The 9,539-nt window shown below is 52.2% G+C and carries 5 protein-coding genes; 4 read left to right on the top strand and 1 reads right to left on the bottom strand.

The window, feature by feature from the left end:
* Positions 1-230: 230 nt before the first annotated feature.
* Entirely contained in the window at positions 231-2,453 is a 2,223-nt protein-coding gene (locus EJP87_RS10700; protein ID WP_130471865.1) for an SLC26A/SulP transporter family protein, read from the bottom strand.
* Between the two features lie 381 nt (positions 2,454-2,834).
* Here EJP87_RS10700 and EJP87_RS10695 point away from each other — a divergent pair, with 381 nt between their 5' ends.
* The 4 genes from EJP87_RS10695 to EJP87_RS10680 all read left to right on the top strand — a co-directional run bounded on the left by EJP87_RS10695 (position 2,835) and on the right by EJP87_RS10680 (position 9,476).
* The gene (locus EJP87_RS10695; RefSeq protein ID WP_130471864.1) at positions 2,835-6,950 is read left to right on the top strand and encodes an MHYT domain-containing protein; all 4,116 of its coding nucleotides are present in this window, start codon (positions 2,835-2,837) and stop codon (positions 6,948-6,950) included.
* Between the two features lie 367 nt (positions 6,951-7,317).
* Positions 7,318-8,175 (top strand): ParB/Srx family N-terminal domain-containing protein, encoded by an 858-nt coding sequence (locus tag EJP87_RS10690; RefSeq protein WP_130471863.1) that lies wholly within the window; start codon positions 7,318-7,320, stop codon positions 8,173-8,175.
* A 287-nt stretch (positions 8,176-8,462) separates the two neighbouring features.
* On the top strand, positions 8,463-9,278 hold the full coding sequence (gene rhlP / locus EJP87_RS10685) for a rhombotarget lipoprotein (RefSeq protein ID WP_227657578.1): 816 nt from the start codon (positions 8,463-8,465) through the stop codon (positions 9,276-9,278).
* 3 nt (positions 9,279-9,281) lie between these two features.
* Positions 9,282-9,476, top strand: a complete 195-nt coding sequence (locus tag EJP87_RS10680) for a rhomboid family protein (protein WP_130471861.1) — start codon at positions 9,282-9,284, stop codon at positions 9,474-9,476.
* Positions 9,477-9,539: the final 63 nt, after the last annotated feature.

Here is a 9,539-nt window from a genome sequence, read left to right as displayed (position 1 = left end):
TCCATTAGGCGCTTAAGCCGACGCAAAGAGCGCGTCGGCTTAGTTTGAAAAGCGCGCCAAAGGCAAAAGATTAAAAGCAAAATCCCAGGGATTCCATCCCTGGACCCGGCCAGGGAGGTGCCCTCCCTGGACCCGCAATAGTTTTGGGTGGTGAATAGTTACAAAAAACGCTGACAATCAACCAAAAGCCCCCCTTTCCGGGGGCTTTTGGTGTTACGACAATGGAGTGATCAAGCGTTTTGCATCGCCGACAACTCGGCGTTGGTGAAGCGCAGCCGGGAGGAGAGTACCTTGGCCAGACGCAAAAACACTTTCAAGCCCAATTGCGGATGGCTTTGCGTCAACTCATCGAAGCGTTTGCGTGAGAGAATATAAATATCGGTGGGCTGTTCGGCAACCGCATCGGTAGAGCGTTTGCCGCGATCCAGGAAGGCCATATCTCCAATAAAATGGCCCCGTCCAAAGATGGCCAACACACGAAATTTTTCTTCTCCCAAAGGCAAAAGAATGCGCACCGAGCCACGACGGATGATATAGAGCTCATCGCCTTCATCACCTTGGCGGAAGACCGCTTCACCAGGCTGGCAGTGGCGCTCCTCAACGATGCTTTGCAGCAGATCCAGAGTACCATCCTGATTGTCAAAACCACGCAACAGAGGTACCCGGTCCAGAGTGAGAGCCACCTCTTCGTTGAGATCGAGGAGGTGGTTTTCCTGGAGAATCTTCTCTTCGACCCACTCCAGTGCCTCATCGAGTGAGGGGAAGAGCTGCAGTTCATCAGGACGAAGCAGCCCCATTTGCGCAAAATAGGTGCGCAAATCTTGTCCAGTGGAGAGATGGACCGGCAGGTCGCAAAAGATCAGATGTGCCCCGCGATCTTTGAGCATGGCTTCGATCTGTTCGAGCATATGCACGGCGGTAAAGTCCACCGATTGCACCCGGCGCATATCCAGAATCAGATAGCGGCAACTGCGAATGGCGGGTTCCAATTGCGTGAAAAGCTGATCGGTGGTGCCAAAGAAGAGATTTCCTTGAATTTCGCAGACGGTGGTATGCACACCATGGGTGGCAAGAATCTCTTTTTCTTCGGGAAGGCGATTGCGTTTGGAAGAGAGATGGTCGCCTTGCACGAGACGGCGTACCACAGAGCTGCGTACCTGTTCGCGCAGGAAGAGCAGCATGGCCAGACCGATACCGGTTCCCGAGGCGGCAATCAGGTTGAAGCGCAGGGCAACAAAGATCACAGAGGCGATGACAAAAAAGTCGAGCAGAGTCGATTTTTGCCGCAAGAGCTGGAAGCTGTGCCAGTCAAACATGCGGAAGGCGACCACAATCAGGATACCGGCCAGGGCGGAGATGGGTACCCAACTGATGAGCGGGGAGAGAAAGAGCAGGACGGCCAAGGCGCCGATGCCTTCAAAAACCCCGGAAAAACGTGTTTTGGCACCACTGTTGAGGTTGACCAGTGTGGCACCCATGGTGCCGGCACCAGGCATGCCGCCGGTGAGGGCGGCCACAAAGTTTCCGACCCCTTGGGCGATCAACTCTTGGTTGGAGCGATGGCGGCTGCGGGTCAAGGCATCCATGACTACGCAGGTTTTCAAGGTATCGATAGAGAGCAGGATGGAGAGGGTCAGGGCAGGGACGATGAGCACAGCCAGATCGGCAAACTGAATTTGGCTGATAGAGTCCCAGCGGCTGTGCATGCTGTTGGCCAGAGTTTGCATGTCAAGGTTGATGGGACCGATCAACAGGGAGTTGCCGGCTAATTCATAGAGCTCCGGTTTGAGCAGTCCAATGGAAAAATAGACCGTCATCCCCCCCAGCAGCCCCAGGATGGGCGCCGGTAATTTTTTGGTGATACGCGGTGCCATAAGCATGACGATAATGGTGGTGATGCCAACGGCGATGCCGGTATATTGCCAGAGCGAGGGGGTGACCACGCCGACCCAGGGATTGGTCCCTTTGGGCAGGCCGAGCAGTTTGGGGATCTGGCTGACGAAGATGATGGTGCCGACGCCGCTCAGGTATCCCGAAACCACAGGGAAGGGGATATATTTGATCAATTTGCCACCGCCCAAGGCTCCATAGAGAAACTGCAGGAATCCTGAGAGCAAGGCTACGACAGTCAAGAGCAGCAAGATGCGATCGGGTGTAAGCGGTCCAGAAAAACCTTTACCGGCCAACATGTCGGTAATGATGGCGGCCAGCACTGCGGCAGCCGGGGCGCAGGGTGCGGTAATCAGACGGGGGGCGCCACCCAAAGCCGGAGAGACCAAACCCAGAGCCACTGTACCAATCACGCCGGTCATGGCAGCAAATCCAACATATTCTGGGCCCAGGGCCACATAGCCAGCCAAGCCATAGGCGATGGCTGAGGGGAGTGCCACCAAAACAGCGGTGAGGCCACCCCAAAAATCTCCGATCAGGTTATCCTTGCTGAGCGCACTCATGAAGAGCTCCTTGACTGGTGTTGATAGTAGAAAATCACAAAATTGTTGCAGTATATCGCCAATCTTGCAAGCAGAATTCAAGCCAAGAGAAGAAATTGCGCTGCTGAGACTCCTCTGCTGTCGAACAGTTACAGCGATGAATGGCGGGCAATTCTGTTTATTGAGGGATAAAAACACAACGTTTTTTTGCTGATTGACCGTGCCCGGGAGAGCAAAAGGGAGAAATCCTTTTCCCTGGGTGGAAAGTGCGCCACAATGGCATCGCCCGGCGATAAAGGGAGGAATCAGCAGCACTGTGAGCATTTGCTCAGACAGCGGATTGCTCTGAGCTTGTGAATAAATCTACCGTGCCTGACTTGAGGGAGATAAGGGATAATTAAAATGATGGTGCAATTTTTACCAGCAGGCATGGATCGCACAACGGCACTTGTGGGAAGTTATGATCCCTTTTTGGTGTTGCTCTCTTTGTTGGCTGCCTATTTGGGGGCATTTTCCGGTTTGGCGGTGATTCGTCCCATTCGTCGGGAAGAGAGTGCGCTGATGCAGCGCATTTGGTTGATCTTTGGGGCGACTGCTTTTGGTTGTGGGGTGTTTGCCATGCACTTTGTCGGCATGCTGGCCTTGCGCTTGCCGATTTTGGTGCAGTATGACTTGAATTTGACGGTGTTGTCAGCACTGCCGGCCATCTTTTCGGCAGGCTGGATGCTGCATTGGATCAGTCGCGGCGGACAGGACAACCGCTATATCGGTTTGGGGGGGCTGGTAGGCGGTATTGGTATTGCCTTGATGCACTATTTGGGCATGATGGCGATGCGTCTGGAAGCGCGGATGTTGTTTGATCCGCTTTTGTTGACGCTGGCCATTTTGACCACCATCCTGTTGGCGATATTGGCAATCTATGCACGCCGTTTGGCGCGCCGTATCGGCTTGGATCCTGATGGCGGCTTTGGTCGGCAACTGGCACCCATGATCATGGCCTTGGCCATCTCCGGGATGCACTTTATAGCCATGGAGGCAACCAGCTTTTTTCCCGATCAACCGGGAGGTGGAACAGTTGCTACCTTGCTGGATCCGCTGGTGCTGGGGATGGGGTTGGCCATTCTCTTTTTTGTGCTGGTGGGCTCTTCCTTGCTGGCCCTCTATCTGGATGGCAATCAGCGCGAGTCAGAAGGGCTGTTTTTTGTCTTTTCCAGCCTGTTGCAGGCCGAACATCGCCCGGTGTTTGCCAAGAGTTTGGCTATTGCCCTGGGGGTTCTGACTCTGATCTCCTGGGTGGCGGTCTATACCAACGATATCACCGAAGGGTTGTCCCGAAAATATGAGCGCGTTTTGGAGTTGGATCGGGTAGTCAAAGCGGCGGCCAATGATTTTGCTGCCATCTTTTTTGATCTGAACATGATTGTCGGTGGGGGGGATCTGAATGAATTTTTGAATAAGGGAGATGTGGCCTCACGAGAGCGTTTGACCAGACAATTTTTATTTATGGCCCAGGAACGGGGGGTCTATGATCAAATTCGTCTCTTGGACGAGGAGGGAAAGGAGATTATTCGCGTCTACAGCGGCAAAGAGGGGTGTATCACGGTTGCTCCCTCTTTTCTGTTGCGCCAGCAAGCGGAGCAGGAGGAGTTTGCGCATACCCGCCATCTCGCGGAAGAGGAGCGCTATGTCTCCCGTTTTACCTTGCACAGCGAGCAGGGGAAAGTGGTCGAACCACATAAACCCATCTTGCGTTTTGCGGCACCTCTGTTTGATCTGTGGGGGCGGCGGCGCGGGATGGTGATATTGCACTATCTGGGTGCCCCACTGTTGCAGACTATTCGCGGTCTTAATCATGGCAATCTGGTCTACCTGATCGACCAGGAGGGACATCTGATCTTTACTCCTGACGATAATGATGAGGGATTGTTGCCGCAGTTGCCGCCAGTGACCTTTGCCAGTAAATTTCCATCTATCTGGAACTATGTGAAAAGCCGTCCTTCCGGAGAGTTTCAATCCAGTCGTGGCTCTTTCATCTTCCAACAGTTGACCCTGGCGAGGGCAGAGAGTGGCAGCGAGCGTCTCGGCAAGCAGCCACCCAGTTGGAAGGTGATTGTCGAGGTGGAGGATGTCGAGTGGTCGTTGCGTGCCTTGAAAGAGCATCCCATCGCTTTGATCATTTTTGTCTGTGGGGTCCTGTTGAGCTTTTTTACTGCCTGGATCGTGACCCTGTTTATTGTCTCCCACCGCATGTCAGAAAAAGCAGCGGCTGATGCCCTGCGTGAATTGGAGTTGCAAAAACTGGCTCTGGATGAGCATGCCATTGTTTCCACGACCGATGTACGGGGTAATATTACCTATGTCAATGACAAGTTTGCGGCAATCAGTGGTTACAGTCGCGAAGAGTTGATCGGTTGCAACCATCGTCTGGTCAAATCGGATGAGCATTCGGAAGAGTTTTATCGGCAACTCTGGGGGAATCTGCTGAACGGTCAGGTATGGCATGGCGAGATCAAGAATCAGGCCCGTGATGGATCCTATTATTGGGTGCGGGCAACCATAGTGCCCTTTTTGAATAACAAGGGCAAACCCTTCAAATTTGTCTCCATCCGTACCGATATTTCCGCCATGAAGGCGATGGAGCAGCGGTTGTTGCAGGCCAAAGAGGAGGCGGAGGCTGCCACGCAGGCCAAGAGTGACTTTTTGGCCAATATGAGCCATGAAATTCGCACGCCGATGAATGCCATTATTGGTTTGAGTTATCTCTGTCTACAGACCGCTTTGACCACACGCCAGCATAATTATATTCGCAAGGTGCATAGTGCGGCTACCTCGTTGTTGCGCATCATCAACGATATTCTCGATTTTTCCAAAATTGAAGCCGGGCGACTGGATATGGAACATATTCCTTTTACACTGGCAGAAGTGTTGGAAAATGTGGTGTCGATGACCGCTTTGAAGGCCCAGGAAAAGCAGTTGCCGCTATTGATTGAGCTGGATGAGGCGATACCGACCGATCTGTTGGGAGATCCATTACGTTTGGGGCAGATTTTGCTGAATCTGACCAACAATGCGATTAAATTTACCGAACACGGCGAGGTTGCCATTCGGGTTGCTCTGTTGGCACGCGATGCAGAGTTGGTGCGTTTGCAATTTATGGTAGAGGATAGCGGTATTGGCATGAGTGCAGAGCAGGTAGCCCAGCTTTTTCAACCCTTTACCCAGGCAGACAGTTCGATCACGCGCAAATTTGGCGGTACCGGGTTGGGCTTGACCATTGCCCGCCGTTTGGTGGAGATGATGGAGGGATCTATACAGGTAGAGAGTACTCTGGCGGTCGGCAGCCGTTTTGTTTTTGATGTCAAGTTGGCTGTGCCCCAGGCCGATGATCTGCCCCGGCGGGCTGCATCATTAACGGAAGGGGGGGTTGCAGGAGCCATGGCCCGTTTGTCTGGGGCAGTGATTCTGGTGGCTGAGGATAATGAGATCAACCAACAGGTGGCTCAAGAGCTGTTGGAACAGGCCAATATGCGTGTGGTCACAGCACGCAATGGCCGGGAAGCGTTGCAATATGTCCTGAAAGAGGCGGTAGATGGGGTGTTGATGGATGTGCAGATGCCGGTGATGGATGGTTTGACAGCCACGCGGCAGATACGCCAGGAGCCACGATTGCGTGCCTTGCCGATTTTGGCGATGACAGCCAATGCGCTGAGCAGTGATCGGGAACAGTGTTTGGCGGCGGGAATGCAGGACCATTTGGCCAAGCCGTTGGATCCGGGCACTCTCTATCTGACCTTGGCACGCTGGATTCGTCCTGCCACACCCCAGCCTTTGCCACTGTCAGAACAGACAGAAAAACAGGAGGTTGCCGAAGAGACAGAATCGATATTGCCGGTGATCGATGGTTTGGACAGCCAGGCCGGATTGCAGCGCATGAATGGCAATCGCGCTGCCTATTTGAGTCTGTTGGCCAAATTTCGCGCCAATCAGGCAGGTGCGGCAGTGGCGATTCGCGAGGCGTTGCAGAGAGGTCAACGCCAGGAGGCGGATCGTATGCTGCACACTTTGAAGGGGGTTGCCGCGTCGGTAGGAGCGATGCTGCTCCAGGAGAAGGCAGTATGTTTGGAAGAGGTGCTGCGCAATGAGGGGTCGGAAGAGGTTGTACAGACACTGTTGCAGGAGTTGACAGGGGCGTTGCAGCAACTGTGTACTGTGTTGGATCGCCATTTGCCAGCCCACCTCAGCTCCGATGAGCAGTTGCCCGCGACCATGGAGAGTGGAGAGCAGTGGCAACAGTGGCTCAATTTATTGCGACAGGTGCGGCAACAGTTGGCGCAGTTTGATACCGAGGTGGAACATACGTTGGCTGCCTTGCGTGGGGTTTCGCAATCGGCGGAGACCATGCACTGGTTGGTACAGTTGGAGCAGCAGGTGGCTCTCTATGATTTTGAGGGGGCGATGGAGAGTGTGCAACACTGTGCGCGCCATTTTGGGGTGTGGGAGATGGTGATGGAAGGTTGATTTATGGCTTTGTTGACGTATAGTAAGGGCGGAATTGTTGCAGATTGAGCAAAATGGCGAGTAACTATTCAGCACCCAAAACAACTGCGGGTCCAGGGATTCCATCCCTGGCTGGGTCCAGGGATGGAATCCCTGGGATCTTGCTTTTAATCTTTTGCTTTTGGCGCGATTTTCACACTAAGCCGACGCGCTTTTTGCGTCGGCGCATCGCGCCTAATGGAAGCAAGCTGTGCGGATTGGCGCGCATTTTTGCGCCAATTCGTACAGTATCCCCATGGGGGTAGAGCTGGCGCGCCAGAACGAACCAGAATAGTTACAATGGCGATTAAGTTTTCCATAACCGGCAGTTGATTGAGGAGAGGGTGATATGAAAAAAAATCATCATCAGCATTTGGAGGTAGGAGACATTTTCGAGCTGCCTGTGGAAAAGATACGTCCCACGCAATTTTCCATTGGTTTGGTATCTGTGGATTGCAAGCGGAGACAGATAGAGAAAGAGATGGCGCATGAGCGTTTGGATGAGTTTTTGCGTCAGGAGGGTCGTTTGGTTCCAGTGGTTTTGGGGCCCAATCGGGAGCTGTTTATCACCGATCATCACCATCTTTCCACGGCCATCTGGCGAGCAGATATTCCCCATGGTCATAAATATGTCTACGGCTATATATTGCAGGATTGGTCGGAGAAGGATGGGGACCATTTTTGGCGGGATATGATTGAAAACCATTATACTTGGTTATATGACGATAAAGGGGAGGGACCGCTCAACCCCTATTTATTGCCCAAATCGATTGGCGATATATTGAACGATCCTTATCGGACCTTGTCGCGCTGGTTGCGTGATTGTGGCTGTTATACCAAGGACTCTTTGAAAGAGAAGACGCATGTGGTGGATATCAGCGAAAAATATCTCCCGAGCAGTCAGGCCAAGGCATTTTTTATTGAGTTTCGTTGGGCCAACTTTTTGCGGGCCAATGTCAAATTGGCATTAAAAAAGGCGGATTATTCGATGACCTGTGCCACCATGCCCTATTCATCGCTCTATTTGACCAAGGAGGTGGATGCGTTGATTCAGGCATTTGATATTGTGGTTTCGCTGATTGGCTGCAAGCAGTTGCAAGAGGTGACCTATGACAAGGATGGCTGTTTGGTAAAAGCAGGCCATGTCGATCATCCGCATCGTCGTTTGACCGATCCAGAGATGGCTGAGGATGGGCATCTGCAGTAAATATGGTTTTTTCCTGAAGCGATGCTGCTGTGAATGGCAAAACGTAAGACAAAATCTTTGTCCGTTGTTGGCGATTATTGAGGTCTGACAGATTTATGCTGCTGATAAAAGGGTGGTGTGGTGTAGTTTGCTTGTGTATTCATTGGTTTAGCAAAGAGTTGATTGTTGTTGGATAATCGGCATAGTAGGGATGCACAGAGTCTCGGCGCCTTTGTGCGATGAGAATGCTCTTAGTGTCAACGAGATTGGGCAACCTTATGCAATAAGCGCACATGAGAGCAACAGCTATGAAAAAATATCTCATCATCTCTTTGTTTTTTATTCTTGCCGGTTGCGCATCATTGGCACCACACAGCGGCTATAAATATACGGGCAGTGTGGTGGAATATCTGTATCCCGATGCCAAGGAGGCGCCGCGGATGCAGCCAACAACGACTCATTTGCGGCCTCCGGTGCGGGTGGGAATAGCCTTTGTCCCTGGTGTGGGTGCCGCTTTGTCCGAGATGGACAAAAACCTTCTTCTGGAGCGAATCAGGAGCTTTTTTACCTCCTATGAGTTTATTGCCGCCATTGACATTATTCCCAGTCAATATTTGCGTCCAAAAGGTGGCTTTATCAATCTGGAACAGGCTGCGCGCTTGCTCAATATAGAGGTGGTGGCGCTTGTTTCTTATGATCAAGTGCAATTCAACGATCCCAATTTGCTGTCGATCCTCTATTGGAGCATCATCGGAGCCTACATCATCCATGGCGATCAATTCGATATTCAAACCATGGTCGATGCCTCCGTGTTTGATGTGACAAGCCGCAAGCTTTTATTCCGTGCTCCTGGAGAAAGTCGCATCAAAGGTAGTGCCCCTCTGGTTGGATTTAGCGAGCAGGCCCGCAAAGCCAGACTGGAAGGATTCAACCAAGCTGTGGAATCTTTAATCCCCCAGTTGACAAGAGAGTTGGAGTTATTCAGAGAGCGTATTAAAACGGATATCAGCGTGCGTGTGGAACATAAACCCGGCTATGCGGGCAGTGGTGACTCTGGCTGGTTGGGGGTCGGGATCTCTTTGCTCTTGGCCTGGCTGGGATGGAGGGGGTTGCGCCGACAATAACGGATGAAGGCAACCTTGCTGTTTGGGAGCGCAGTTGCTGTATTGGCTTTTTTGCCAGAAGAGCTGCTCATGGGGCTTAGCTATCAGCGCCAGGATCTCTTGAACGGAGAGTGGTGGCGTTTGTGGAGTGGACACTTTGTGCACTATTCCCCGCAACATGCTCTCCAGGATATTATGGCGCTGCTTCGTAAGCGGTGAATTCTCCGCGTATCTCAGCTCATTGACAAAATGGCTTTATCAATGTTCCATGGGAGGAGTTTT

Source organism: Candidatus Magnetaquicoccus inordinatus (assembly GCF_004217665.1).
Lineage (GTDB): Bacteria > Pseudomonadota > Magnetococcia > Magnetococcales > Magnetaquicoccaceae > Magnetaquicoccus > Magnetaquicoccus inordinatus.
Note: the sequence above shows the minus strand (reverse complement) of the source record. Positions and strands in the feature narration are given on the sequence as shown.

Bases quoted from the DNA above. Each gene is read 5' to 3' on its own strand.
- EJP87_RS10700 (WP_130471865.1), bottom strand. From the start codon at position 2,453: ATGAGTGCGCTCAGCAAGGATAACCTGATCGGAGATTTTTGGGGTGGC.
- EJP87_RS10695 (WP_130471864.1), top strand. From the start codon at position 2,835: ATGATGGTGCAATTTTTACCAGCAGGCATGGATCGCACAACGGCACTT.
- EJP87_RS10690 (WP_130471863.1), top strand. From the start codon at position 7,318: ATGAAAAAAAATCATCATCAGCATTTGGAGGTAGGAGACATTTTCGAG.
- rhlP (WP_227657578.1), top strand. From the start codon at position 8,463: ATGAAAAAATATCTCATCATCTCTTTGTTTTTTATTCTTGCCGGTTGC.
- EJP87_RS10680 (WP_130471861.1), top strand. From the start codon at position 9,282: ATGAAGGCAACCTTGCTGTTTGGGAGCGCAGTTGCTGTATTGGCTTTT.